At 68.4% G+C, this 23,662-nt stretch carries 23 protein-coding genes, 1 tRNA gene and 1 pseudogene; 13 read left to right on the top strand and 12 right to left on the bottom strand.

Features of this window, described 5'->3' with window-relative positions; all coding sequences use genetic code 11:
* Positions 1 to 65 precede the first annotated feature (65 nt).
* On the bottom strand, positions 66 to 725 hold the full coding sequence (locus tag Q9R22_RS12115; protein ID WP_098055191.1) for a GntR family transcriptional regulator: 660 nt from the start codon (positions 723 to 725) through the stop codon (positions 66 to 68).
* A gap of 178 nt (positions 726 to 903) precedes the next feature.
* Here Q9R22_RS12115 and Q9R22_RS12120 point away from each other — a divergent pair, with 178 nt between their 5' ends.
* Positions 904 to 2,826 carry a propionyl-CoA synthetase gene (locus tag Q9R22_RS12120; protein WP_131333143.1) on the top strand — a complete coding sequence of 641 codons (1,923 nt, stop codon included), beginning with the start codon at positions 904 to 906 and terminating at the stop codon, positions 2,824 to 2,826.
* A 126-nt stretch (positions 2,827 to 2,952) separates the two neighbouring features.
* Positions 2,953 to 3,075, top strand: a complete 123-nt coding sequence (locus Q9R22_RS12125; RefSeq protein ID WP_276401366.1) for a hypothetical protein — start codon at positions 2,953 to 2,955, stop codon at positions 3,073 to 3,075.
* A gap of 897 nt (positions 3,076 to 3,972) precedes the next feature.
* On the opposite strand, the gene Q9R22_RS12130 is transcribed toward Q9R22_RS12125, so the two are convergent.
* Together Q9R22_RS12130 and Q9R22_RS12135 are read right to left on the bottom strand one after the other, a co-directional pair.
* On the bottom strand, positions 3,973 to 4,671 hold the full coding sequence (locus Q9R22_RS12130) for a response regulator (RefSeq protein WP_131333141.1): 699 nt from the start codon (positions 4,669 to 4,671) through the stop codon (positions 3,973 to 3,975).
* The gene (locus Q9R22_RS12135) at positions 4,668 to 6,386 is read right to left on the bottom strand and encodes an ATP-binding protein (protein ID WP_165489798.1); all 1,719 of its coding nucleotides are present in this window, start codon (positions 6,384 to 6,386) and stop codon (positions 4,668 to 4,670) included. The genes Q9R22_RS12130 and Q9R22_RS12135 overlap by 4 nt, the downstream gene beginning before the upstream one ends.
* A 172-nt stretch (positions 6,387 to 6,558) precedes the next feature.
* Here Q9R22_RS12135 and Q9R22_RS12140 point away from each other — a divergent pair, with 172 nt between their 5' ends.
* The 10 genes from Q9R22_RS12140 (at position 6,559) to Q9R22_RS12185 (ending at position 16,266) form a co-directional block, all read left to right on the top strand.
* Positions 6,559 to 7,989, top strand: a complete 1,431-nt coding sequence (locus Q9R22_RS12140; RefSeq protein WP_131333139.1) for a cation:dicarboxylate symporter family transporter — start codon at positions 6,559 to 6,561, stop codon at positions 7,987 to 7,989.
* Positions 7,990 to 8,165: 176 nt separating this feature from the next.
* Positions 8,166 to 9,053, top strand: a complete 888-nt coding sequence (locus Q9R22_RS12145) for a ParA family protein (protein WP_064847382.1) — start codon at positions 8,166 to 8,168, stop codon at positions 9,051 to 9,053.
* Between the two features lie 106 nt (positions 9,054 to 9,159).
* The gene (locus Q9R22_RS12150) at positions 9,160 to 9,984 is read left to right on the top strand and encodes a segregation and condensation protein A (protein ID WP_396415675.1); all 825 of its coding nucleotides are present in this window, start codon (positions 9,160 to 9,162) and stop codon (positions 9,982 to 9,984) included.
* Between the two features lie 87 nt (positions 9,985 to 10,071).
* Complete coding sequence (locus Q9R22_RS12155; protein ID WP_131333957.1) at positions 10,072 to 10,746, top strand: SMC-Scp complex subunit ScpB; 675 nt, start codon at positions 10,072 to 10,074, stop codon at positions 10,744 to 10,746.
* Positions 10,747 to 10,753: 7 nt separating this feature from the next.
* Positions 10,754 to 11,836 (top strand): pseudouridine synthase, encoded by a 1,083-nt coding sequence (locus tag Q9R22_RS12160; protein ID WP_131333137.1) that lies wholly within the window; start codon positions 10,754 to 10,756, stop codon positions 11,834 to 11,836.
* Positions 11,833 to 12,942 (top strand): prephenate dehydrogenase, encoded by a 1,110-nt coding sequence (locus Q9R22_RS12165; RefSeq protein ID WP_098055211.1) that lies wholly within the window; start codon positions 11,833 to 11,835, stop codon positions 12,940 to 12,942. The genes Q9R22_RS12160 and Q9R22_RS12165 overlap by 4 nt, the downstream gene beginning before the upstream one ends.
* The gene (cmk, locus tag Q9R22_RS12170) at positions 12,942 to 13,682 is read left to right on the top strand and encodes a (d)CMP kinase (protein WP_131333136.1); all 741 of its coding nucleotides are present in this window, start codon (positions 12,942 to 12,944) and stop codon (positions 13,680 to 13,682) included. Before Q9R22_RS12165 ends, cmk begins: the two co-directional genes overlap by 1 nt.
* Positions 13,683 to 13,684: 2 nt before the next feature.
* Positions 13,685 to 15,229, top strand: a complete 1,545-nt coding sequence (gene der, locus Q9R22_RS12175; protein ID WP_098055213.1) for a ribosome biogenesis GTPase Der — start codon at positions 13,685 to 13,687, stop codon at positions 15,227 to 15,229.
* A 135-nt stretch (positions 15,230 to 15,364) separates the two neighbouring features.
* Positions 15,365 to 15,438, top strand: a tRNA-Pro gene (locus Q9R22_RS12180).
* A gap of 75 nt (positions 15,439 to 15,513) precedes the next feature.
* A complete protein-coding gene (locus Q9R22_RS12185; protein ID WP_276401463.1) occupies positions 15,514 to 16,266 on the top strand; it encodes a transposase in 753 nt (250 codons plus the stop codon).
* Positions 16,267 to 16,418: 152 nt separating this feature from the next.
* Here Q9R22_RS12185 and Q9R22_RS12190 read toward each other — a convergent pair whose 3' ends face one another.
* The 6 genes from Q9R22_RS12190 to Q9R22_RS12215 form a co-directional block, all read right to left on the bottom strand.
* Positions 16,419 to 17,549 (bottom strand): FAD-binding oxidoreductase, encoded by a 1,131-nt coding sequence (locus Q9R22_RS12190; RefSeq protein WP_207387835.1) that lies wholly within the window; start codon positions 17,547 to 17,549, stop codon positions 16,419 to 16,421.
* Positions 17,550 to 17,690: 141 nt separating this feature from the next.
* The gene (locus tag Q9R22_RS12195) at positions 17,691 to 17,993 is read right to left on the bottom strand and encodes a putative quinol monooxygenase (RefSeq protein WP_131333135.1); all 303 of its coding nucleotides are present in this window, start codon (positions 17,991 to 17,993) and stop codon (positions 17,691 to 17,693) included.
* Positions 17,990 to 18,526 carry a type 1 glutamine amidotransferase domain-containing protein gene (locus Q9R22_RS12200; protein ID WP_242670697.1) on the bottom strand — a complete coding sequence of 179 codons (537 nt, stop codon included), beginning with the start codon at positions 18,524 to 18,526 and terminating at the stop codon, positions 17,990 to 17,992. Before Q9R22_RS12200 ends, Q9R22_RS12195 begins: the two co-directional genes overlap by 4 nt.
* 507 nt (positions 18,527 to 19,033) lie before the next feature.
* Positions 19,034 to 20,020: an IS481 family transposase gene (locus Q9R22_RS12205; RefSeq protein WP_131333134.1), complete on the bottom strand. Its 987-nt coding sequence runs from the start codon at positions 20,018 to 20,020 to the stop codon at positions 19,034 to 19,036.
* Positions 20,021 to 20,096: 76 nt separating this feature from the next.
* A complete protein-coding gene (locus Q9R22_RS12210; protein ID WP_005177612.1) occupies positions 20,097 to 20,429 on the bottom strand; it encodes a TfoX/Sxy family protein in 333 nt (110 codons plus the stop codon).
* Positions 20,426 to 20,812, bottom strand: a complete 387-nt coding sequence (locus tag Q9R22_RS12215) for a hypothetical protein (RefSeq protein ID WP_131333133.1) — start codon at positions 20,810 to 20,812, stop codon at positions 20,426 to 20,428. The genes Q9R22_RS12210 and Q9R22_RS12215 overlap by 4 nt, the downstream gene beginning before the upstream one ends.
* On the opposite strand from Q9R22_RS12215, the gene Q9R22_RS12220 reads away from it, so the two are divergent.
* A complete protein-coding gene (locus tag Q9R22_RS12220) occupies positions 20,811 to 21,551 on the top strand; it encodes a helix-turn-helix domain-containing protein (protein WP_242670438.1) in 741 nt (246 codons plus the stop codon). The two genes, Q9R22_RS12215 and Q9R22_RS12220, sit on opposite strands and share 2 nt — an antisense overlap.
* Before the next feature lie 169 nt (positions 21,552 to 21,720).
* Here Q9R22_RS12220 and Q9R22_RS12225 read toward each other — a convergent pair whose 3' ends face one another.
* The 3 genes and pseudogenes from Q9R22_RS12225 to Q9R22_RS12235 form a co-directional block, all read right to left on the bottom strand.
* Positions 21,721 to 22,689 carry an NAD-dependent epimerase/dehydratase family protein gene (locus Q9R22_RS12225; RefSeq protein WP_131333132.1) on the bottom strand — a complete coding sequence of 323 codons (969 nt, stop codon included), beginning with the start codon at positions 22,687 to 22,689 and terminating at the stop codon, positions 21,721 to 21,723.
* Between the two features lie 234 nt (positions 22,690 to 22,923).
* Entirely contained in the window at positions 22,924 to 23,373 is a 450-nt protein-coding gene (locus tag Q9R22_RS12230) for a hypothetical protein (protein ID WP_131333131.1), read from the bottom strand.
* Positions 23,374 to 23,460: 87 nt separating this feature from the next.
* Positions 23,461 to 23,662, bottom strand: a pseudogene (locus Q9R22_RS12235) (GNAT family N-acetyltransferase); the annotation flags it as partial.

Below are 23,662 nucleotides of genomic sequence, written 5' to 3' on the forward strand. Positions count from 1 at the left end.
CGCTGCGGGGTGTCTCTGGGATGTCTCCGCGGGTTTGCGGATGGTACGTGGGGCGTACGCCCCGGTCAGGAGGCCTCCGGGCGGGCCACGGCGAGCGCGGGTGAGCCGAGGGCCTTGCTCAGGGCGTTCTTCAGGTGCACGCGCGTGGTCGCGACGGCCAGGGGTGCGTCCCCGTGCGCGATCGCGCGGGCGATCGCCTCGTGTTCGGCGGCCGCGGCGGCCAGCCGCTGCGGATCGGAGGTGGCGAGCCGGCGCACGCGGGCGAGGTGCAGACGCACGTTCTCAAGAGCCTGTTGCAGGTAGGGGTTGCCCGCGGCGGCGTCGATCTGTTCGTCCATGCGGTCCACGAGCTCGTAGTACGCAGGGTGGTCGGGGTCGTCCGAGAGCCGCTCCGCTGCGTGGGACAGTTCGTCCGCGAGCGCTCGGAACGTCTCGGGGTCGCCGCGCTGGGCGGCGAGTTCGGCGGCCCGGCAGTCGAGCGTGTCGCGCAGTTCGTAGAGGGCGCGCACGTCGTCCGCGGATAGGGCGCTGACGACGACGCCGCGGCCGTTGTGCGGCTCGGTGAGCCCGTCCGCGGTGAGCCGGGACAGCGCTTCGCGCACGGGGGTGCGGGAGATGCCGAGCCGTTCGGAGAGGTCCACTTCGCCCAGGACCTGCCCGGGGACCAGGCGCCACGACACGATGTCCGCGCGCAGTTCGCGGTAGGCACGCTCACCCGCTCGCATGGCTCCTCCTGAAGATCGAAATTTCCTTCAGTGTATACACGAGCCCGTCATGATCCAAGAGTTTTCCCGAACTAATAGGAGGTTACGCGTCGTGTGTATACAAAGCTCTTGTTTTGTGTGATCAGGGACACTATCCTGGTGGCACCGATCCTCACCACGACCACCCGCGGAGGAAGCCATGTCCGAGGCCACGTACGCATCCGTCTACCGTTCCAGCGTGGAGGACCCCGAGCGGTTCTGGCTCGACGCCGCCGACGCCGTGGACTGGGTGAGCCCACCCACCCGCGCACTCGACGACTCCGACGCACCCCTCTACCGGTGGTTCCCGGACGGAGAGCTCAACACGTGCGTCAACGCCGTGGACCGTCACGTGGCCGCGGGGCACGGGGAACGCACAGCATTGATCTACGACTCCGCCGTGCTGGACACCCAGGAACACATCACGTACGCGCAGTTGCAGGAGCGCGTGGCCCGCTTCGCCGGTGCGCTCGCCGCCCAGGGTGTGGCCAAGGGGGACCGGGTACTGCTCTACATGCCCATGATCGCGGAGTCCCTGATCGCGATGCTCGCGTGCGCGCGACTGGGTGCGGTGCACTCCGTCGTGTTCGGGGGTTTCGCCCCCAAGGAACTGGCGAGCCGGATGGACGACTCCGCCCCGGTGGTCGTCGTCACCGCGTCCGGTGGCGTGGAGCCCAAGCGCCGGATCGAGTACCTGCCCGCGATCGAGGAGGCCCTGCAGTTGAGCGACCACGCGCCGTCGGCGGTGCTCGTGCACGAACGGGACGGTTTCGTCACGACCGTGGCCCAGGCGCGCGAGCGGGCCGGCGACGGCGGGCCCGCGTGGCTGTCGTGGACCGAGGCGCAGGACGGCGTGACGCCAGCGGAGCCCGTGACGGTCAAGGCCACCGACCCGCTCTACATCCTCTACACCTCCGGCACCACGGGCACCCCCAAGGGCGTGGTGCGGGACAACGGCGGGCATGCGGTGGCCCTGAGCTGGTCCATGCGCAACATCTACGACATCGGCGCCGGGGACGTGATGTGGACCGCCTCGGACGTGGGATGGGTCGTGGGCCACTCCTACATCGTCTACGGGCCCCTATTGGCCGGCGCGACCACCGTGGTCTACGAGGGCAAGCCCGTGGGCACCCCGGACGCCGGGGCCTTCTGGAAGCGCGTGGCCGAGCATGGGGTCAAGGTGCTGTTCACCGCCCCCACGGCGCTGCGCGCGATCCGCAAGGCCGATCCGCAGGGGGACCTCGTGCGCGAATACGACATCTCCTCGCTGCAGGCGCTGTTCGTGGCCGGTGAGCGACTGGACCCGGAGACCCACCGCTGGTCCTCGGACGTGCTCGGGGTGCCCGTGGTGGACCACTGGTGGCAGACCGAGACCGGGTGGGCCATCTGCGCCAACCCCTTCGGGATCGAGAAGCTGCCAATAGTGTCGGGCTCGCCCACGGTCCCCGTGCCCGGGTTCAACGTGGAGATCCTCGACCCCGTGGGTGAGCCGCTGGGTCCGGGGGAAGAGGGCAACATCGCGGTGCGGCTGCCCCTGCCGCCGGGCACTCTGGTGACCCTGTGGCGCAACGACGAGCGGTTCGTGTCCTCCTACCTCTCGGCGTTCCCGGGATACTACGCCACGGGGGACTCGGGCTACATCGATGAGAACGGGTACGTGTTCGTGATGGGCCGCACCGACGACGTCATCAACGTCTCCGGGCACCGGTTGTCCACGGGGCACATGGAGCAGGTCGTGGCGACCCACCCGGACGTGGCCGAGTGCGCGGTGATCGGTGTGAACGATCCCCTCAAGGGTCAGCGCCCCAGCGGGTATGTGGTGCTCAAGACCGGATCGGACATCGAACCCCAGAAGTTGCGCGAGGACCTCGTGGGCATGGTGCGTTCGCAGATAGGGCCCGTGGCGGACTTCAAGGACGTGGCCGTGGTGGACGCCCTGCCCAAGACCCGCTCGGGGAAGATCCTGCGCAAGACCATGCGTCAGATGGCGGACGGGGAGAAGTACACGGTGCCCTCGACCATCGAGGACGATTCCGTACTTGAGGCGCTGCACGCCGTGCTGGCACCGCGCGAGCAGGGGTAGCGGCTCGCGCGGGCCGACAGGATCCGCGCGGGCACTCGGCAGTCGCGTAGACACTCTGACTCCGCACAAACACTCCCCGCCCGCGCGGTCAGGGACCGCTCGCGGGGTGTTGCCACCCGCCGTCCGGTGACTCGGCAGGTGCGGTGGACGGGGATCCAGGCCCTCGCCCTGAGTATGAGCAGACGGCTCGTGGCCCTGGACGTCCTGCGCGGCCTGGCGATCCTGGGCACCCTGTTGACCAACATCTGACTCTTCTCGAGCTCGTCCGTAAGCAGTCTCGCGGCCCTGGTGGTCGCGGCGGTGCTGGCCACGAGTCCCCAGGCCCAGAAGATCTGGCTCTGGATCGGCCTGGCGCTGCACGCCGTGCTGATCACGGTGCTCACCCTGCTGCCCGGCCAGTCCTCGAGCCGTTCGTCCATTGGCGCCAGCGACGCCGCCGCGAAAGGCAACGCACCCGCCCCGGTCAACGGGGCCACCGCGCCCCTGAGCGGCGTGCCCATGAAGGGCGCCCTGATGGAGGGCGCTCCCGCGGACGGAGCCTCCGGGTCCCAGGAGATCTCCCAGCAGTTCTTCGCGGACCTCGAACGCTTACCCTCCGCTGCCTCTCCCGAGCAGGTGCAGGCGCTCGCCATTCAGCACGGGCTCTCCCCGGAGGAGGTCCAGCAGTTCCTGGGCGCCGTCGGCAACGGCGGCGGTGGGCTGCGCAACACCGAGTCGTACGGGGGATGGTCGCGGAAGGCCTGGAGACCTTCGTGGCCGTGCGCTTCGAGATCCCCATCATGTTCACGATGGGTCTGGGCCTGTTCCTCGTGGGCGCCTTGGGGTTCCTGGTGGGCCTGCCCCTGGACATCGCGTGCCGCACCCTGTGGGCGGAAACCACGAGCTCCCTGTCCCGTTACGGGACCTCGTCCATGGGGGCCTTCGGCGTGCTCGGGTTGGTGGCCGCGTTCTACGCGCGCCGTACCCGCACCGGGGCCCCTGAAGATGCTGAGGCACCGCGCGCACCGCGGGCTCGTGGCCAGGGTCCACGTCCCGCTCGCACGACGGCGCCGGGAGCGCCGTCGTGCCCGCGCGGAAAGCAGCGCCGTGACCTCCGAGTAGTCCCCCCACGACCGATCGACCACGTGACGGGTGGCGCCGCTGGGTTCAGCGGCGCCACCCGTATTCCAGTTCGGGGCGCCCGGGGGTGCCGTGTCGCGCCCGCCGCTCCACGGACCCCGCCGCGCACAGGTGCTCGAGGTAGCGCCGTGCCGTGACACGGGACAACCCCAGTTCACGGGCGAGCTCACCCGCGGAGTGGTAGTCGGAGGCCTCCCGCAGGAATCCCGCGACCGCTTCGAGGGTGTCGGGAGCGAGACCCTTGGGCGGCGCGGGAGCGGGGCGAGCAACCAGGGCGGCGAAGATCCGGTCGAGCTCCGCTTGCTCGATCGCGGCGTCGTCCGGCGTGGCCGCCGCGAGCACCCGGTGGTAGGCGGCGTAGGCCTCGAGCTTGCGCCGCAGCTCGTCGAAGGTGAACGGTTTCACGAGGTAGCCCACCACCCCCACCGCGGTGGCGTCCCGCACCGTGGCCACGTCCCGGTGTGCGGTGACGATCAGCAGGTCCACGGCCGCGCGCTGTGCTCGCAGGGCCCGGGCCACCTCGAGCCCGGAGATGTCCGGGAGCGTGAGGTCCAGCAGGACGAGGTCCACCGGGGCCGACGACGCCGCCCGCTCCCGCACCGCGCGCACGGCCGCCGTGCCGTTGCGCGCGACCCCTGCCACCTCGAATCCCGCGCAGCGGGCCACGTACTCGGCGTGCGCGGACGCCGTCAGGGCTTCGTCGTCCACCACGAGCACGCGGATCATCGGTTCTCCTTCCGATCGAGGGCGGGGTGCTGCGCGGGGATGTCCACCGAGAACACGGCGCCCGCCTCGTGGGACACCGTGAGTTCGGTACCCCAGCCCTCCACCACCCGGCGCACGACGTCCAGGCCCACCCCGCGGGGCGCGTCCGTGGCGGGCTTGGTGGTGACCCCGGGGTCGAAGAGCCGCGCCCGCACGTCCGGTCGGATGCCGGGCCCGTTGTCGGCGACCGTGAGGTGCACGAACCGCCCGTCTCGGGACGGGACGAGTTCCACCTCCACGGTGGGCGGTTCGTCGTCCGGACGTTCGTCCCGTTCGACATCGCTGACCGCATCCACGGCATTGTCGACGAGGTTGCCGAGGACGCTCACGAGCTCGGAGGGGTCCACGGCGAGCGGTGGCACCCGCTCGTGGGTCACGACCACGAGTTCCACGCCGCGTTCGTGGGCCGTGGCGGTCTTACCCGCGAGCAACGCCGCGACATACGGGTCCTCAATCTCCCGGGCGGTCACACCTAATCGCACTGACCCCTCGAGGGTCGAGGCCGCGAAGTCTCGGGCCTGCGGGTAGCGCTCGAGTTCGAGCAGCGAGACCACGGTGTGCATCCGGTTGGCGTGCTCGTGGGTCTGGGCGCGCAGCCCGGCGGCCATCGTGCGCACGGTGTCCAGCTCGCCGGACATCCTGCTCAGCTCCGTCTGGTCCTGGACCATCAGCACACGCAGCCCGGAGTCCTCCGAGACCCGGGTGCACGAGGCCACCAGGGTGCGTCCTGCCACGGTGCAGCGTTCGTCCGTGAACGTGTCCGCCCGGGCGAGCAGCTCGGCCACGGCCGGGGGCACGGGCTCGGCGGCGGGGCGGCGTCGTCGTCGGGCGATCCCGCGTGAACCCGAGAGACCGCGACCGCGTCGTGGGCTCCCGGGGCCGGAGCGGGCGTTGTCGTACGGCTCGAAGCGGGCGTCCTCCGGCGAGGAGCCGCGCTGCTCGCCGGGGGTGACGCCGAGCAGCTCACCGGCGCGCGTGTTGCTCAGCACCGGGCGGTCGGCGGGGTCCAGCAGCACGAGCCCCTCCCGTGCGCGGGACAGCACCGCGCGGTTGAGCGCGAGACCGCGCACGAGGGATTCGGGGGAGCGCCCGTCCGTGACGCGGTTGAGGTAGCGCGCCACCAGAACGCAGACCACCGAGGCCGCCGCGAGCAGCGCACCCACGATCAGGGCGAGTCCTGGCAGCTCGTGGCGGCTCTCCGCGGCGATCCGGTTCACGAGCACCCCCGAGGACACGAGTCCGATGATGGTCCCGTCCCGGTCCCGCACGGGCGCGATCGTGCGCACGGAGGGACCCAGCCGACCCACCTCGGTCGCGGTGTGCACCTCGCCGCGTAGCGCCTGCGAACGGTCGCCCAGGTACTGCTGACCCACGAGGCCCTCGTCGTGGTGGGTGATCCGGGTGCCGTCCGGGGTCATGATCGTGATGAAGTCCACCGCGGTATCCCGTTCGAGGGTGCTCGTCAACTCCTGCAGCCTCGGGTGGGGGTCGGAGGAGAGCAGTACGTCGCGCACGAACGGATCGTCCACGAGTGTTCCCGTGGCCACCCGCGTGACCGCCTGGGCCTGCTCCGTGACCCGGGTGTGGGTCTGCCACACCATCACACCGGCCACCACGAGCGAGATGACCACCACGAGCCCCAACTGCAGGGCGAGGAAACGGCGGGCGAGGGACATGGCGGCTCCGAGCGAATGGTGCGGGTCGTACAGGCGGGCAGCGGGAGGTCCGCGGCGGGCACTGTGATCCCGGTCATGAACGATATGACCACAACGCGACGCGGACGCGGATGGTGCGTGAGGCTGATCACCATTCCACCACCGAACCACCTCCGATCCGTCAGGAGACACCATGTCAGACACGCGCGTCCGGGGCAGCGCCCCCGGGGGAGCCCGCGCCGCGGGCGCCGGTCCAGGGAAGAAGGACCGCACCCACTACCTCTACATCTTCGTGATCGCCGGCGTGGTGCTCGGCGCGCTGATCGGGTTGTTGTTCCCGGACGTCGGTGTGGCGCTGAAGCCGCTCGGCACGGGGTTCATCGCCCTGATTAAGATGATGATCGCGCCAGTGATCTTCTGCACGATCGTGCTCGGGGTGGGGTCCATCGCCCACGCCGCCACGGTGGGCAAGGTGGGTGGGCTCGCCCTGACCTACTTCATCGTGATGTCCACGTTCGCGCTCGCGATCGGTCTGGTGGTCGGCAACATCGTCCAGCCCGGATCCGGACTGGACCTGGCCAACGCGCACTACGACTCCTCGGGGCTGGCCTCCGGGGGAGACCACTCGGCCGAGGGCGGTGCCGTGGGCTTCGTGCTGGGCATCGTCCCCACCACGCTGTTCTCCGCCCTGACCTCCGGGAACATCCTGCAGACCCTGCTGGTCGCGCTGCTCGTGGGCTTCGCACTGCAGGCCATGGGGGAGTCCGGCAAGCCCGTGCTCAAGGCCGTGACCTACATCCAGGCGGTCGTGTTCCGGCTGCTCATGATGGTCATGTGGCTCGCACCCATCGGTGCGCTCGGGGCGATCGCCGCGGTGGTCGGTGCCACCGGCATGAAAGCCATCGTGTCCATGATTGGGCTCATGCTCGCGTTCTACGTCACGTGCATCTTGTTCATCGTGGTGGTCCTGGGGTTGATCCTCAAGCTCGTCTCCGGGGTCAACATCTTCTCGCTCATGAGGTACCTGGCCCGCGAGTACCTGCTGATCTTCTCCACGTCCTCCTCCGAGGCGGCCCTGCCGCGGTTGATCGCCAAGATGGAGCACCTGGGTGTGTCCAAGCCGGTCGTGGGTGTGGTGGTGCCCACGGGTTACTCGTTCAACCTGGACGGCACCGCGATCTACCTGACCATGGGCGCGCTGTTCGTCGCGGACGCCATGGGCAAGCCGCTGGCGCTGGGGGAGCAGATCACGCTGCTGCTGTTCATGATCATCGCGTCCAAGGGTGCGGCCGGTGTCTCCGGCGCGGGCATCGCCACACTGGCCGCCGGCCTGCAGTCCCACCGCCCGGACCTCGTGGACGGCGTGGGGTTGATCGTGGGGATCGACCGCTTCATGTCCGAGGCCCGCGCCCTGACCAACTTCTCCGGTAACGCGGTGGCCACCCTGGTGCTGGGCACGTGGGTCAAGCAGGTGGACAAGGACCGGGTGCGCCGGGTGCTCTCGGGTGCCGAGCCCTTCGACGAGGAATCCCTCACGGTGGACCCGCACGGCTCCCCGACCGCCCCGGAGCAGGCCCTGGAGGGACATCCGGAATCCCGGCCCGTGACCCCGAGGGAGCACTGACTCCCCAGGTCACGCCGCCGAGCCCCCGCACCGGGCCCCGCCGTCACCGCGGTGGGGCCCGGTGCATGTCCACGTTCGTGCGGGGGAGCGCAGCTGGTACCGGCCGGGTGCACCCCCGGGCGGTAGGGTAGGGCGTTGAGACTTGAACGGACGCCCAGGAAGGAAGGCTGTCGCACGTGAGCAACGCCAGTGATGAGACGCCCCAGCAGAACCCGGCGTCGGACGCCGTAGGCCCCACCGGCCGCCCCGTGCGGACCTTCCCGGACCCGCCCGAGCTCACGGAACACGGCCCCGCCCGCATCATCGCGATGGTCAACCAGAAGGGCGGGGTGGGTAAGACCACGTCCACGATCAACCTGGGGGCCGCGCTCGCCGAGCTGGGGCGCAAGGTGCTGCTCGTGGACTTCGACCCGCAGGGCGCGCTGTCCGCGGGCTTCGGGTCCAACCCCCACGAGCTGGACCTGACCATCTACAACGTCATGATGGACCGTTCCGTGGACGTGTGGGACGTGGTGCAGCAGACCCATGTGGAGAACGTGGACCTGTTGCCCGCCAACATCGACCTCTCCGCCGCGGAGGTCCAGCTCGTGACCGAGGTGGCCCGCGAGCAGGTGCTCGCGTCCGCGCTGCGTAAGGTCGAGGACTACTACGACGTCATCCTGATCGACTGCCAGCCGTCCCTGGGGCTGCTCACGGTCAACGCGCTCACGGCCTCCCACGGCGTGATCATCCCGCTGATCTGCGAGTTCTTCGCGCTGCGCGCGGTCGCACTGCTCGTGGATTCGATCTCCAAGGTCCAGGAGCGGATCAACCCCAAGCTGCAGATCGACGGCGTGCTGGCCACCATGTTCGACTCCCGCACCCTGCACTCGCGCGAGGTCATCGCGCGCATCGTGGACGCGTTCGGGGACAAGGTCTTCGACACCGTCATCAAGCGCACCGTGAAGTTCCCGGACGCCACCGTCGCCGCGGAGCCGATCCTCAACTTCGCGAGCAACCACCCCGGTGCCGAGTCCTACCGTCAGCTCGCGCGCGAGCTGATCTCGCGCGGCGGGGCGCCGTGATCCCCACGCACTCGTGAGCACCGTCGAGCTCAAGGCGAATGCGGCGTCGGGTGGGTCCTCCGGCGAGCCGTCGGACGCGCCGTCCGGGGCGGCCGCGGGTTTCACCGTGGCGCTCGAGAACTTCCAGGGTCCGTTCGACGTCCTGTTGTCCCTGATCGCCAAGCACGAGATGGACATCACCCAGGTGTCCCTGTCCGCGGTCACGGACGAGTTCATCCAGTACGTGCGAGAGTTGCAGGAGATCGCCTCGCCCAAGGCGCTCGACGAGGCGAGCGAGTTCCTCGTGGTCGCGGCCACCCTGTTGGATCTCAAGGCGGCGCGCTTGTTGCCGCGCGGCGAGGTCGAGGACGAGTATGACGTCGAACTGCTCGAAGCGCGTGACCTGCTGTTCGCACGCCTGCTGCAGTACAAGGCGTTCAAGGAGGTTGCGGGGCAGCTCAACGCGCGCTTCGCCGCGGAGTCCGTGCGGATCCCGCGCCACGTGGACCTGGACCCCGCGGTCGTCACGGCCCTGCCGCCGCTCATGTGGACGCTCACACCCGATCAGCTCGCGCACCTGGCCGTCGTGGCGCTGGACTCGGAGCGGCACGTCCCGGAAGAGGTCGACGTCGCTCACCTCCACGGCGCGCGGGTACGGGTCGCGGACGAGGCCGAGACGATCGCCGAGGCGCTGCGGGACGGCGAGGAACACACGTTCCGGTCACTGATCGCGGACGCGACGTCCACGCTCGTGATCGTCGTGAGGTTCCTGGCCCTGCTCGAGATGTACCGAGACCGGGTGGTGCGCATGCGCCAGGACGAGGTGCTCGGACCCCTGCTCGTGCGCTGGGACGGCTCCGACGACTGGACCGCCGAGTCCCTGAGCAGCGAGTACACGGGCGCGGAGGCGGATCCGGCGGCGAGCGCCGGGGAGCAAAACCTGGGAGAATGATTCCCGCACAGGATCGGTGTGAACCGTACCGAAGGAGATGATGAGCGCGTGGCGGAACCCAGCCCCGCACGACCCCCCATTGTCGACATCGTCGACACCCACGACTCGGAACAGCCCACAGGGCTCGACGACGCGCAGTTGTATTCGGCCCTGGAGGCCGTGCTCATGGTGGCCGCGGCCCCCGTGCAGCTCGAGGAGTTCGCGCGCGTCACGGGCGAGCCCGTGCACCGGGTACGCAGCGCCTTGGAACACCTCAAGGCCGACTACGACGGCGTGATCGGAAACACCCCGGCGCACTCACCACGGGACGGCGCCGCCGGATATGATGGACGGTCGGCCTCCCGCGACGACGCCGTGCCCGCCGCCCGCGTGCGTGGTTTCGAACTGCGCGAAGTGGCCGGCGGGTGGCGAATCTACTCCCGCAGCAAGCATGCGCAGCTCGTCACGGACTTCGTGGTGGAGGGCAGCAGCTCGCGGTTGTCGCAGGCCGCCCTGGAGACCCTGGCCGTGGTGGCCTACCTGCAACCGGTCTCCCGTTCCCGCGTCTCGGCGATCCGCGGCGTGAACGTGGACGGCGTGGTACGCACCCTGGTGCAGCGCGGGCTGCTTACGGCCCACGAGCGCGAGGAGGCCACGGGCTCCGTCCTGTACTCCACCACCCCGCTCTTCCTGGAAAAACTCGGTCTCGGCTCGCTGGACGAGCTCCCGGACATCGCACCCCTGCTGCCGGGAACCGACCAACTTGACGACATAGAGGACTGATCGACGCATGGCACAATCACGCAACAACCCATCCCGCGGCGGGGGAGCCCGCGGCCCCCAGGGTCGCGGCAAGGGCTCCAAATCCGGGCCCAAGGCCGGCTTCCGCTCGGGTCCCGGTAAGGCCTCCGGATCCCGCTCGGGCGACGCAGCCGGGCGCGGCTACTCCAAGGGCTCGGGTGCCGGGCGCGGCAAGGCGGCGGGCAAGCCCAAGGCCGCGGCGTCCCGCAAGGGACCCCAGAAGCCCCGCGCGTTCGCGGGCGTGGACAAGTACGAGCGCCGCGCGGCGGCGATCAAGGAGCACGGCCCGCACCGGCGTCGTCGTCCCAAGAACCCGCCCGTGGACCGGCTGGAGGTGCACGACGAGAACGGCGTGCGGCTGCAGAAGCTCATGGCCCAGGCGGGCGTGGCGAGCCGGCGCGTGTGCGAGGAGATGATCCAGGACGGGCGCGTGTCCGTGGACGGTGAGATCGTCACCGAGCTGGGCGTGCGCGTGGATCCTGTGCTGCAGGCCGTGCACGTGGACGGGATGCGCATCCAGACCGACGAGAAGCTCGTCTACTACGCGTTCAACAAGCCCGCCGGTGTGGTCTCCACCATGGAGGACCCGGACGGCCGGCGCTGCGTGAGCGACTTCCTGGACCCGCGCAAGCACGAACGCGTGTTCCACGTGGGCCGCCTGGACGTGGAGACCGAGGGTCTGCTGCTGCTCACCAACGACGGCGAGCTCACCAACCGCCTGACCCACCCCTCCTACGAGGTCCCCAAGACGTACCTGGTCCAGGTGCACGGGCCCGTGGAGAAGGGCGTGGGCAATCAGATGAAGCAGGGCATCCGGCTCGAGGACGGCGATGCGAAGGTGGACGACTTCCGCCTCGTGGACTCCACCCCCGGGCACGTGCTCATCGAGGTGGTGCTGCACTCCGGGCGCAACCGGATCGTGCGCCGCATGTTCGACGCCGTGAACCACCCCGTGGAGAAGCTCGCACGCACCCGCGTGGGCCCCATTGCGATTGGGGACCAGCGCCAGGGCACCGTGCGCAAGCTCTCGCACACCGAGGTGGGCAACCTCCTCGCGTCCGTGGGGATGTGATCGTGGTTCCCGTGACAGCATCCACGACCGGACCGGTGCTGGTCATCGGTTCCGGTCTGCTCGGGGCGAGCATCGGCCTGGGCCTGCGGCACCTGGGTGTGAGCGTGTACCTGCGGGACTCCTCGCCCACCACGGAGGCCGTGGCCCAGGACATCGGCGCGGGGCGCAGCGTGCGCGCCGCGGGCGGGGACGTGCCCGAGCCCGTGCTCGTGGTGGTCGCGGCCCCTCCGGACGTCGTGGCCGAGCTCGTGGTGCAGGCACTGACCGATCACCCGGGTGCCACGGTGCTGGACATCGCCTCCGTCAAGGCCCCCATCCTGGCCGCCGTCACGGCGTCCGGTGCGGACCTCACCCGGTACGTGGGGACCCACCCCATGACCGGGCGGGAGAAATCCGGACCCGTGGCCGCGCGCGGGGAGTTGTTCACATCCATGCCGTGGGTGATCTGCCCCGGTCCTGAGACCGGTGCGGGCGCCATCACGGCGGCGAAGAACCTCGCGGTGGACCTCGGCGCCACGATCACGGTGTTGGACCCCACCGAACACGACGAGACCGTCGCGCTGATCTCCCACGTGCCGCAGGTGATGTCCTCCCTGCTGGCCTCCCGGTTGCAGGACACCCCGCTGCACCACCTGTCCCTCGCGGGGCAGGGGTTGCGGGACACCACCCGGATCGCGGGCTCGGATCCCGGTCTGTGGGTGCAGATCCTCTCCGCGAACGCCCGGCCCGTGGTGCGCTCGCTGTACGAGGTGCGCGAGGACATCGAACGGCTCATCGCCACGCTGGAGGACCCGGCGGCGGACGGCGCGCGATTGGACATTGCCCAACTCATGGCCGAGGGTAATGCGGGCCAGGCGCGGATCCCCGGCAAGCACGGCGGGGCACCGCGGGCCTTCGCGACCTTCACCGTGGCCGTGGACGACACCCCTGGGACCATTGCCAAGTTGCTCACGGAGATCGGGGAGATCGGGGTCAATCTGGAGGACCTGCGCCTGGAACACTCACCCGGGCAACCGGTGGGCCTGGTCGTGGCCTCGGTGGATCCCAACCGCCGGGAAGGCCTCGTGGACGAGCTGCAGGAACGCGGCTGGAAGGTGGTGCAGTGATGAACGCATGGGACACGAACGCGCGACTCGTGGTCGCGATCGACGGGCCCTCGGGCTCCGGGAAGTCCTCGGTGTCCAAGGAGGTGGCCCGCCGCTTCGACCTGGCCTACCTGGACACGGGAGCCATGTACCGCGCGGTGACCTGGTGGTGCCTCGAATCCGGGGTGGATCTCACCGATCCGCAGGCCGTCACGGCCGCAACCGAGACCGTCCCCCTGGAGATGGGCACCGATCCCCACGAGGAGCGGATCACGGTGGCCGGGCAGAACGTGCGCACGGCGATCCGCGGTAACCGGGTCACGGACCACGTCTCTGCGGTCTCCACGACCATCCCCGCCCGCGAGGTCCTGGTGCGCATGCAGCAGGACATCATCCGGGACAGCGGGTACCGGATTGTGGCCGAGGGCCGGGACATCACCACGGTCGTGGCCCCGGACGCCCAGGTGCGGATCCTGCTGACCGCCTCGGAGGCCGCGCGGATGGCGCGGCGGGGCAAACAGGTAGGCGCAGCGGCGTCGTCGGACCTGGAGGCCCGTGTGGTGGGCAGGGACGCCAAGGACTCCACCGTGGTGAACTTCACTACGGCGCAGGACGGTGTGCACCTGCTCGACTCCTCCGAACTGACCATGGAACAAACGGTGCAAGGCGTGATCGACCTGATCATCCGCACCACCACACACGACGGGGCGCTCGCCGCGCCTCACGACACGGGCGCCAACGCCCCCGAGGAAGCGAGGTAACCATGAGCGCATCGGACGAGCCCACGGTGGACTCCTACGAACAGTCCGTCCTGGGCGGGGGCAACGAGGACATCTCCCAGCGCCTGGCCGCGATCGACGACGCCGAGGCCGAGGCCCGTGCGCAGGCACTGCGCGAAGGGCTGGCCGACTACGAGCTGGACGACGAGGACGCCGCGCTGCTCGCGGACTGGGTCGACGGAGACGACGAGCGGGACGCCCGCCGCCCCGACCCCGTGGTGGCCGTGGTCGGCCGGCCCAACGTGGGCAAGTCCACACTGGTCAACCGCGTGATCGGGCGCCGCGAGGCCGTGGTCGAGGACACCCCGGGCGTCACGCGCGACCGCGTGTCCTACAAGGCGGAGTGGAACGGGAAGAACTTCACCCTGGTGGACACCGGCGGGTGGGAGCAGGACGCCAAGGGCATCCACAAGCGCGTGGCCGATCAGGCGGAGCTGGCCGTGGAGAACGCGGACGCCGTGCTGCTCGTGCTGGACGTGACCGTGGGGGTCACCGCGACCGACGAGGCCGTGGTGTCCATGCTGCGGCGCGTGACCAAGCCGATCATCGTGGTGGCCAACAAGGCGGATTCCCCGCAGCTCGAGATCGAGGCCACCGCGCTGTGGTCCCTGGGCATGGGGGAGCCGTTCCCGGTCTCCGCGCTGCATGGCAAGGGCTCTGGCGACGCGCTGGATGCCCTCGTGGCGGCGCTGCCCGAGTACTCGGAGGTGGCCGAGGCCGAGCTCGAGGGTGGACCGCGCCGCGTGGCCCTGATCGGGCGGCCCAACGTGGGCAAGTCCTCCCTGCTGAACAAGCTCGCCGGTTCCGAGCGCGTGGTCGTGGACGAGACCGCCGGCACCACGCGTGACCCCGTGGACGAGATCGTGATGCTCGGCGGGGAACCGTGGCGTTTCATCGACACCGCCGGCATCCGCCGCCGCGTGCACCTGCAGCAGGGGGCGGACTTCTACGCGTCGCTGCGCACCCAGACCGCTCTAGAACGCGCCGAGGTGGCCGTGGTGCTGCTCGCCGTGGACGAGGTGCTCTCCGAACAGGACGTGCGCATCCTGCAAATGGCCGTGGACTCGGGCCGCGCGCTGGTGCTCGCGTTCAACAAGTGGGACACCCTGGACGACGAGCGCCGGTTCTACCTGGAACGCGAGATCGAACGGGATCTGGCCCACGTGTCCTGGGCTCCCCGGGTGAACCTCTCGGCCAAGACCGGGTGGCACAAGGACAAGCTGGTCCCGGCGCTGCACACATCCCTGGACTCCTGGGACCGCCGTATCCCCACCGGGCGGCTCAATGCGTTCCTGGGCGAGATCGTGGCGGCCCACCCGCACCCCGTGCGCGGCGGCAAGCAGCCCCGGATCCTCTTCGGGACGCAGGTGGCCTCCCGGCCGCCCAAGTTCGTGCTGTTCACCACCGGGTTCCTGGACCCCGGTTACCGCCGGTTCATCCAGCGTCGGATCCGTGAGACCTTCGGTTTCGAGGGCACCCCGCTGGAGGTCACCATGCGCGTGCGGGAGAAGCGCCAGCGCAAGCGCTGAGTGGTTGCCCCTACTGGCTCGGTTTCCATTCGGCGCGGGCGGCTCGCGAGTCGCTCGCGCCGATGTGAAATTCGGGCAGGGTTGGGGTAATGTAACTCGGGTGTTCGGGGCCGGAAACGGTGTCGAACACGGTCGCGGGATGTGGCGCAGCTTGGTAGCGCACTTGACTGGGGGTCAAGGGGTCGCAGGTTCAAATCCTGTCATCCCGACAGAAAAGCCCAGGTGAGAGCAGGTTTCTCACCTGGGCTTCATCGTGTTCGGCGGTCGTTTTTCGTGGTCCCCTTCTGGTCCCCCCGGCGCTCTCGCCGGCGGTCACCTGTGGCCGAACGGAGCGCCTTGAACCCCCTTCCTGCACCGAACAGGGCACGGTCCGCGGCCGCAGCGTCGAGTACAGCGTGGGATTCACGATCACCGGGAAGCTCCGCGATGCCATCGATCTGGTCCCGAAGAAGGTCTGGACCCCAGCACTCGATGCCGACGGCGGCGTTCGTGAGGGCGGCGACGTCGCCGAGCTGACCGGCCTCATCGACCCGAAGGTTCTCGCCAAGTGGCCAGCCGGGATGCGGGTCATCGTGCGCCGCGAACGCCCCCACCCCGGCGCGCAACTGTCTCTGTTCGAGGAACGCGACGGCTGGCGCTACGAAGCCTTCGTCACCAACACCACGGCCGGCCAGCTCGCCTTTCTCGAGGCCCGGCATCGGGCCCATGCACGGGTCGAGGACCGCATCCGCCACGCCAAGGACAGCGGCCTGGGACGGTTTCCGTCGCGGGAGTTCAACATCAACCGGACCTGGCTGATGATCACCCAGATCGCGGCCGACCTAACCGCGTGGACCCGCCTGCTCGGCTGCATCGGCTCCGCCGCCACGTTGGCAACCTGCGAGCCGAAGGCGCTGCGCTACCGATTCCTCCACGTGCCCACCCGACTCGCTCACAGCGCACGCCGACGTCGCCTCAAGATCCCGGAGTCGTGGCCCTGGGCAGCCGCGATCGTCGCGGTCTTCGCGAACATCGCCGCCATCCCGCAACCGGCCTGAGTTAGCCCGTCCGCCCCCGACATCACCACCCGGAGAACCGCAGCAAGGCAGCGCCAGCCGACACGTCGTCGTACCCGCAGTCACTCCGCACACGGGCGCACTCGATCACACGGCTCCGACACGATCCCGACCGCCGTCATGAAAGACCGGGGCTAGCCCTGGGCCTCGCCGAGGCGCGCTTCGGGCGTGAGCTCGGCGCGGAGACCGCCGCCGGTCGCAGCCCGCGCAAGAGCGCGACCCAGCGCAGGTGCCTGCTTGAACAAATTGTGACCGGCCACGAAGAAGACAGGGCCTGCCTCCCACACGGCCACGCCGTCCTCACTCCACGGGAGGTCGGTCACCCAGCAGTGGAGGAAGTCGCGCGGCTCTGGGTGGAGACCGGGCAGCGCCCGTGTCACGTATTCGCGTGCGCGTTCGTCCAGCGATCGAATCGCCGCCGGGTCGATGAAAGTTCCGTCGTCGCGGACGCCGACGGTGTCGCTGAGTCCGACCGAATAGCTGCTGTTGCCCGGTAGCGGCGTCGCGTAGACGCCGACTTCGCCGAAGACGCCGCTGCTGTCCTGCAGGCACGCGACTCGTGTCGGGGCGGCGGCTTTCACGTCGAAGGTCAGCCGTACGTGTGCGGCGAGACGAACCGGCAGCGACAGGCCCACGCTTCGTGCCAGGCGGGCGGTTTCGCGGCCGGCGCACACGACCACCTTGGAGTAGACAGCCCGGTCGGTGACGCTGCGCACCTCGACCGTGCCGTCGGCGCGGGGATCGATGGAGATGACCTCGCCGGTGGTGATCGCATCTGCAAGGGCACCCGTGAGTGCCGTGATCGCGGCGCGGGTGCGGATCGCGCCGCCCGACTCGTCGAGCACCGCTGGCCCCGAGTACCCAGCGAGCAGCGGCATCCGCTGGGCGACCTCGGCCGCGTCGATCTCGTGCGCTTCCACGCCGCCGACCTGGTCGAGCACCCGCAGCCGCGCCAGGGCGCTGTCTCCGATCGCCAGGACACCGTCTGATGAGACCAGCTCGACGTCGAAGTGTTCGGCCCACTCATCCCATACGCCGCGGCTTTCGCGCGCGAAAGCGACGAGTCGCGGGTCGTCGTGGGCATGCCGGAAGATCCGCGACTCGCCTGCGGACTGACCCGTCCCGGGCAGACCAGCCTCGTACAAGCGCACCGGCACGCCCTGCTCCTGCAGCGCGTACGCCGTCGACAGACCGACGATCCCGCCCCCGATCACTGCTACCTCGGGTGAACGCGTCGTGGTAACGCCGTGGTCAGTTCCTGTCATCGCGGTTCCTCGATCTGTTGGTGATTAGCGATAGGCCACAAGAGAAGGGGCCGCTGCCACGACGTCAGCGGGCTGTGTAAGCCCGAAGTCACCGCGCGCAACGACCCCTCCTCTCTGGGCCAGTACTGCCGGTCTGTGGTGTCAGGCGGGGAGTTTGGAGCCCAGGACGTCCAACTTCTCGATCGTGGGCTCGCTGAACAGTTTGCCGGTCTGCTCGCCGAGAGCGGTGGCAACTGCGCCGGACAGGTGCGCGTCGCAGCCGGCGTCATCGGGGAACACGTCGAAGATCCCGAAGGAGGACGGGCCGAGACGGATCGCGAACCACGCGACGGTGGCCGGTTCCTCCTCGACGAGCCCTCGCCCGATGCCGAGGAATTCCTGGACCTCGTCTTCTTTGCCGGGCAGGGCCTCCAGCCTGACAAGCAATCCCTTAGTCACGCTCATGACATCACCTTTTCCTGGGTCGAATTGCTCGCAAATTTCGCCCCCATCGTATCGCAGAACGCAGGCATGTCATCGGGCGAGCGGCTGGTGATCAGGTTCCCGTCCACCACGACGTCCTGGTCGACGACGTCAGCACCGGCGTTGCGCAGGACCGTGCGGATGCTCGGGAAGGACGTCAAGGTGCGGCCTTCGACCACACCGGCCTCGATCAGCGTCCACGGCCCGTGACAGATTGCCGCAACGGGCTTGCCGCTTTCGACGAACTCGCGGACGAAGGAGACCGCGTCGGGGTCAACCCGGAATTGGTCGGGATTCACCGTGCCGCCCGGGAGAAGCAGGGCGTCATAGTGGGTGACAGAGGCGTCCGCGACCAACCCGTCAACGGTGAACGTGCCTGCTGCATCCAGATCGTTCTCACGCGCCCGAATCTCACCGTCATGGATCGACAGCACCTCGGTCTGTGCGCCAGCCCGCTCCAGTGCCTCGCGGGGCTGTTCGAGCTCGACTCGCTCGACCCCGTCGGCGGCGAGAATGGCGACTCTCCTGCCCTATAGCGTCTCGGACATATCAACTCGCCTTAAGATCCCGGAGACGTGGCCCTGGGCAGCCGCGATCGTCGCGGTCTTCGCGAACATCGCCGCCATCCCGCAACCGGCCTGAGCTGGCCCGTCCGCCCCCGACATCACCACCCGGAGAACCGCAGCAAGGCAGCGCCAGCCACAAGATCGTCGTGCTGCTCGTGGGCAACAGGTTCCACGCCGTCGTAGCGCCTCTCACGGCTCTGACCGCGAACTGAGCTTGCCCACGAGGGGGACCAGAATCATGCACTCCGTGCATCTCGTGACGTGTTCTGCATGATCTGACGCCCGGAATCACGCAGAATCCGGTCTGGCCGGAACAGTCTGGACGTCTGGGGGTCAAGGGGTCGCAGGTTCAAATCCTGTCATCCCGACCGAGTGAACCGGCTCCGGCCAGGCAGAAATGCTTGGCCGGAGCCGGTTTTTGGTGCACGGTCCCGCTCATGGCTACCACCCGAATTTCTAGTTGTACTGACCGGGGACGTTGATCAATCGTGAGAAGGGCGGCTGGCCTCCGCAGGCGGTGTGTGGTCGGTGCTGGTTGTACTCGTGGAGCCAGTCGGGGAGGGCATCGCGGCGTTCGTTCTCGCTCGTGTAGCAGCGCGCATACGCCCAACCGTCGGCCATGGTGCGGTGGAATCGCTCGACCTTGCCGTTGGTCTGTGGGCGGTATGGCCGCGTTCGCTTCGGAGTGATCGATAGGGCCTCGCACGCGTCTCGCCACAGATGAGAACGGTACGCACCACCGTTATCGGACAAGATGCGCTCAATTGCGACCCCTCGGTCGGCGAACCACTCGACCGCTCGATGCAGGACTCCGACGGCGGTGACAGCGGATTCGTCGTTGTGAACCTCGGTGTAGGCGACGCGCGAGTGGTCATCGATGATGGTGTGCACGAACGCATACCCGAGCTTGGGGTTGCGCCACTTGTTCTTCGGCTTGCCGGGAGTGACGGCACGATTCCTCGATCCTTGACGTCGCCCGACGTATCGCCAGCCCCCATCGTCGGGGATGTTCCCGAGCTTCTTGACGTCCACGTGCACGAACGAGCCAGGGTGGTCGTGTTCGTATCGGCGGATCGGCTCGCCGGTAGCACGGTCGACGTAGGAAAGTCGATTCATGCGCGCGGTCGTGAGGATGCGGTGGACCGTGGCCGGGGCGATGCCGAGTCGGGCTGCGAGTTGAATAGGCCCTTCCCTCAGGCGCATTCGTAGGCTCACGCACCGTTTTGTCGTCTTCTTGCTCGTCTTGTTCGGCGAAGACTTCGGCCGTGACGACCGGTCCTGCATCGGCTCGCCAGCAAGGTAGCGGTCGACCCACCGCTTCACGGTTGGCCACGACACCTGGAAGCGGGCAGCGACTTCGCTGATCGGCCATCCTTCCTCGATGACGAGGCGTACGACTCGTAGACGATGACGTGGGGTTAGCGCGGCATTGCGATGACTCAAAGTGCCTCCTGAGATAGATCGGTGGCCGGCCGCGTTTGCGACCGGCCACCGGATGATGGAGTTGGAGTAGAGGTCTCTACTCGGCGCCTTGCGCTGCATGGAAGGTGAGTGCTGGCTCGAGCCAGGACTCGAGCCCAGGTCCCTGGAGTGCGGCCTGCTCGACGCTGATCCAGCCGTCACCCATGGGGCGGTCTGCGCCCATGAGCGCAGGGTGAGCACCAGGGCGGGTGAGCAGGTCTTCCGCGTCAGTGGGGTCGATGCGTAGCAGGAGCGTCCCTTCCCGACGAGCGGCGACGACCATCCGGTCCTCGACCATGAACGACACTCCCCCGAACATCGACACCTCACGAGGGTTGCGAGCTCTTAGCGCGTCACGAACTCGCTCGACCAGGTCCTTCTGTGCTGTCATCGTCCACCCTTCTCGATGTACTCGGGGCCGCTGTAGTGAAGGTTCAAGGACGCGATGCGTCCGCCGTCGAAGGTGAAGAACTCCGCGAAGGTCATGGGACCGCCGGGCATGGTCGCCGTGTAGAGCACGGCGGAGCTGTTAGTGCCGTGCACGTCGTGGATGATCTCGATCTGCTTGACCGTCGCGATGAACCTGGCAACCCCGCCCAGGAAGCCATCGGTGGCGTCGGGGAGGTGTCCAGCGAGGGAGCCCGTGAAGTCGAGGTGGTCATCCAGCAGAGGCCGTAGGTCAGCCCCGTCCTGGTAACTGTCGATGCCGGACTCGAGGATCCGGTAGTAGTCCTTGAGTGTCTGAGGTGCGGCAGAAGACAGGGTGGCGGGCATGGCTCTCCTTGGTGTGAGAATGGTGCTTGATACTTTCAAGCAGGCACTTGATAAAGTCAAGGGGGTTCAGGTGAAGTCCTACGGACAGCTTTGTTCGATCGCTCGCGCCTTAGATGTCGTCGGTGACCGGTGGACTCTCCTGATCGTGCGTGAGCTGCTGATCGGGGGAGCATTGCGCTTTGGCGAAGTCCAGCGCGGCCTGCCTGGCATCGCGACGAACCTGCTCACCCAGCGTCTGCGGGACCTCGAGACCAACGGTGTCGTCGCCCGCGAGCCCGCCCCAGGAATCCCGGGCACGCCAACGTATCGACTTACCGAGCGTGGCCGGGCCCTGGACGGAGTGCTGCGCGAGCTTCTGAAGTGGGGTGCACCGACGGTTCCAGAGGCGCCGAGTGATGCGATCTTCCAGATGCACTGGCTCAGCCAACCGGCACGCTTCCTCCTCGCGGATCACAGACCGGACGAGCCACCGATCGTGATCCGGTTCGGCACCTTCGACGACGGCTTCGACCTCACCGCCGCCGCCGGGACCATCACGGTGAACCCTTGCCAGCGCGATGTCAGCCCCCTGGCGCGTGTTGCAGGCCCCGGGCCGGTACTGGTTGCCCTCCTGCAAGGCGCAATGCCTCTGCCCGCCGCTATCGCGCATGGCGTGGATGTCACCGGCGATGCCGCGACCCTGACGCGAGTTCTACCAGCGCCGCAAGCGTCGACTAACGTCCCCGGTCAGTACACCTAGAACACCGTGCGGCGGTCTAGCGGCCGGACCTAGGATGGGCATTTGCCCACGCGAGATACTGGAAATTTATCGGCGCACTTCACACGTCAACCCCGACTACTCGGAGAGGGGGCAGCAAAAACGACCGATTTAACCCCCAACGAGCCAAGGCGTGGGTCTTTTTACCGTCTCAGTGGAGAGCCGCCCGCAGGCAGATCTCCTCTCCGTCGCTGAGCCCCGCCGGGCGGGGGGTCCTCCTGGACTCCTCCGTCCGCAAAGCTGCGATGAGCGTGTCGCGCAGCGGGCGGCGGTTCAGGCCCTGGGCGAGAGCCCGGGAGGAGTCGACAATGTTCACGTATCGCCAGCCCTCCCATGGCACCCACAGCGGCAGCGACGCAGGGCCGGCCCACGGGCTGATACCGCACTCGTCGAGCGTCGCGTCGTCGACCACACGCGGCCGGGCGGTCGACCTGGTGATGTCGATACTGGCGTCGACGACGTCCCGAAGGACGTGCGGGGTGCCGGCCGCGTTGAAAACCCCGGTAATCCGTTGCTCGGCGCACCGCAGGATCCAGGCGGCGAGATCCTCCACGTCGATCAGGGCCACAGGGAAAGAGTCGTCGGGGACGATCACGTCGGGACCCGTCGGATGGGCGAAGCGCCACGGGTAGTAGCCGGAGCGGCCAGACTCGTCGCCGGCACCGCCGATCAGCCCCGGCCTAATAACCGTCACGGGATCCGGGACGTCCAGGTAGGTGAGCTCACACCGGCGTTTGGCCGCCGGGTACTGGTCCATCGCTGTCATGAGGTCAGCTTCCAGCGGAGCCGCCACGGCTGCGTCCTCGTTCTGGTCGGGTACCTCAAACGAAACGTAGACGCTGGTCGTTGAGACGAAGATGTGGTGCGAGGCGGTGAGGCGGCTCGTGGCATCCCGGGCGTGCCGGGGATGGCTGGTCAGATCGACGACGGCGTCCCACGCCCTGCCGGTGACGGACGCCAGGGCTTTCGGGTGGTCGCGGTCAGCTTGGATGAACTCCACTCCTGCGGGCGCCGGAGCCGAGCCACGGGCCAGGCACGTGACGGTGTGGTCGGCGTTAAGTGCGGCGAGGGCGAGGCCCCGGCCCAAGAACCCGGTGCCGCCGAGAATGAGGATGTCCATGGCCTCATTTTGAGTGGGTGGAGTGCCGAAGCAAAGCAGATTCGTTGATAGCGGGAAGAGTCGATCCCTCAAAAGGCGAGACGCAAAGACCTCCCTGAGTGGAGGCGGGGTCATGATGACGGGGAAGTCGAGCTAGCCGGGCAGCGACAGACGAGAAGAACCGGACGCTTATCGCGGCGAGTCACAGACCAATCCGCGGCCGTGCTGCTCACGTAGCAGAATCGACCGGTTGAGCTACAGCGCCGCGTTCGCCGCCTCGACACGTCCTTGGAGGCGACGAACGCCGTCTCGAATCATCGCGCCATACCCCTGCTCGGGCAGTCGTGCGACAGATTGCTGCGCCCGTACAACCTGATCTTCGGCGTCTTGGACGCGCCCAGCGCGCAGGTAATCATCACCGAGGTTGAGGTGCAAGCTCGGAGCGAACCCCGCTGTCGAGGGAACTCCGATGGCTGCGAGGTCACCATCTTGGAGGTATGTGAACTCTGTAAGGGATTGCTCGTCCCAGCGAGTCTCGCTCTGAAGATTCTCCTGCTGGTCGGCCAGGTAGTGCGCCAACACGCACCGTTGGGCATGGTCTTCTTCGACCGTCTCATCCCAGCACTTTTCAAGAGCCGCCTTAGCGGCTTCGCTCTTACCGTTAACCGCTTGACCGACTGCTTCGAGGACTGGTTCCCAACTCATGCCCCCAACGCTAAACGTGAGGACGGACATGGCCGCAGATAGGTGGCTCAAACGACCGTTTGAGCTACATGCGTAGCGTCCACACGGTCACCACGATCGCCCCTTCAAGTCCACCTCGCCGGTCGGCCACTCAGCAGCATTGCCATGCACCGGCAGGATGAAGAGGGGGTGTCCTGCTGGCGAGGCGATCGCGCGCCCCTCTCGGCTGATCCACCGTTCTGGCGCTCTGATGCGCTGCCAGCCAGATGAGGCGTAGAACGGCACGACAGACTCGGCGCAGCCGAGGAAA

Origin of the sequence: Kocuria sp. PD6, assembly GCF_031844145.1 — a bacterium.
Taxonomy (GTDB): Bacteria; Actinomycetota; Actinomycetes; order Actinomycetales; family Micrococcaceae; genus Kocuria; species Kocuria marina.

What these genes read in the sequence shown, in the direction of transcription:
- Q9R22_RS12115 (WP_098055191.1), bottom strand. Translation starts at nt 725, where the DNA reads ATGCGAGCGGGTGAGCGTGCCTACCGCGAACTGCGCGCGGACATCGTG.
- Q9R22_RS12120 (WP_131333143.1), top strand. Translation starts at nt 904, where the DNA reads ATGTCCGAGGCCACGTACGCATCCGTCTACCGTTCCAGCGTGGAGGAC.
- Q9R22_RS12130 (WP_131333141.1), bottom strand. Translation starts at nt 4,671, where the DNA reads ATGATCCGCGTGCTCGTGGTGGACGACGAAGCCCTGACGGCGTCCGCG.
- Q9R22_RS12135 (WP_165489798.1), bottom strand. Translation starts at nt 6,386, where the DNA reads ATGTCCCTCGCCCGCCGTTTCCTCGCCCTGCAGTTGGGGCTCGTGGTG.
- Q9R22_RS12140 (WP_131333139.1), top strand. Translation starts at nt 6,559, where the DNA reads ATGTCAGACACGCGCGTCCGGGGCAGCGCCCCCGGGGGAGCCCGCGCC.
- Q9R22_RS12160 (WP_131333137.1), top strand. Translation starts at nt 10,754, where the DNA reads ATGGCACAATCACGCAACAACCCATCCCGCGGCGGGGGAGCCCGCGGC.
- cmk (WP_131333136.1), top strand. Translation starts at nt 12,942, where the DNA reads ATGAACGCATGGGACACGAACGCGCGACTCGTGGTCGCGATCGACGGG.
- der (WP_098055213.1), top strand. Translation starts at nt 13,685, where the DNA reads ATGAGCGCATCGGACGAGCCCACGGTGGACTCCTACGAACAGTCCGTC.
- Q9R22_RS12190 (WP_207387835.1), bottom strand. Translation starts at nt 17,549, where the DNA reads ATGACAGGAACTGACCACGGCGTTACCACGACGCGTTCACCCGAGGTA.
- Q9R22_RS12195 (WP_131333135.1), bottom strand. Translation starts at nt 17,993, where the DNA reads ATGAGCGTGACTAAGGGATTGCTTGTCAGGCTGGAGGCCCTGCCCGGC.
- Q9R22_RS12210 (WP_005177612.1), bottom strand. Translation starts at nt 20,429, where the DNA reads ATGACAGCACAGAAGGACCTGGTCGAGCGAGTTCGTGACGCGCTAAGA.
- Q9R22_RS12220 (WP_242670438.1), top strand. Translation starts at nt 20,811, where the DNA reads ATGGCTCTCCTTGGTGTGAGAATGGTGCTTGATACTTTCAAGCAGGCA.
- Q9R22_RS12215 (WP_131333133.1), bottom strand. Translation starts at nt 20,812, where the DNA reads ATGCCCGCCACCCTGTCTTCTGCCGCACCTCAGACACTCAAGGACTAC.
- Q9R22_RS12225 (WP_131333132.1), bottom strand. Translation starts at nt 22,689, where the DNA reads ATGGACATCCTCATTCTCGGCGGCACCGGGTTCTTGGGCCGGGGCCTC.
- Q9R22_RS12230 (WP_131333131.1), bottom strand. Translation starts at nt 23,373, where the DNA reads ATGAGTTGGGAACCAGTCCTCGAAGCAGTCGGTCAAGCGGTTAACGGT.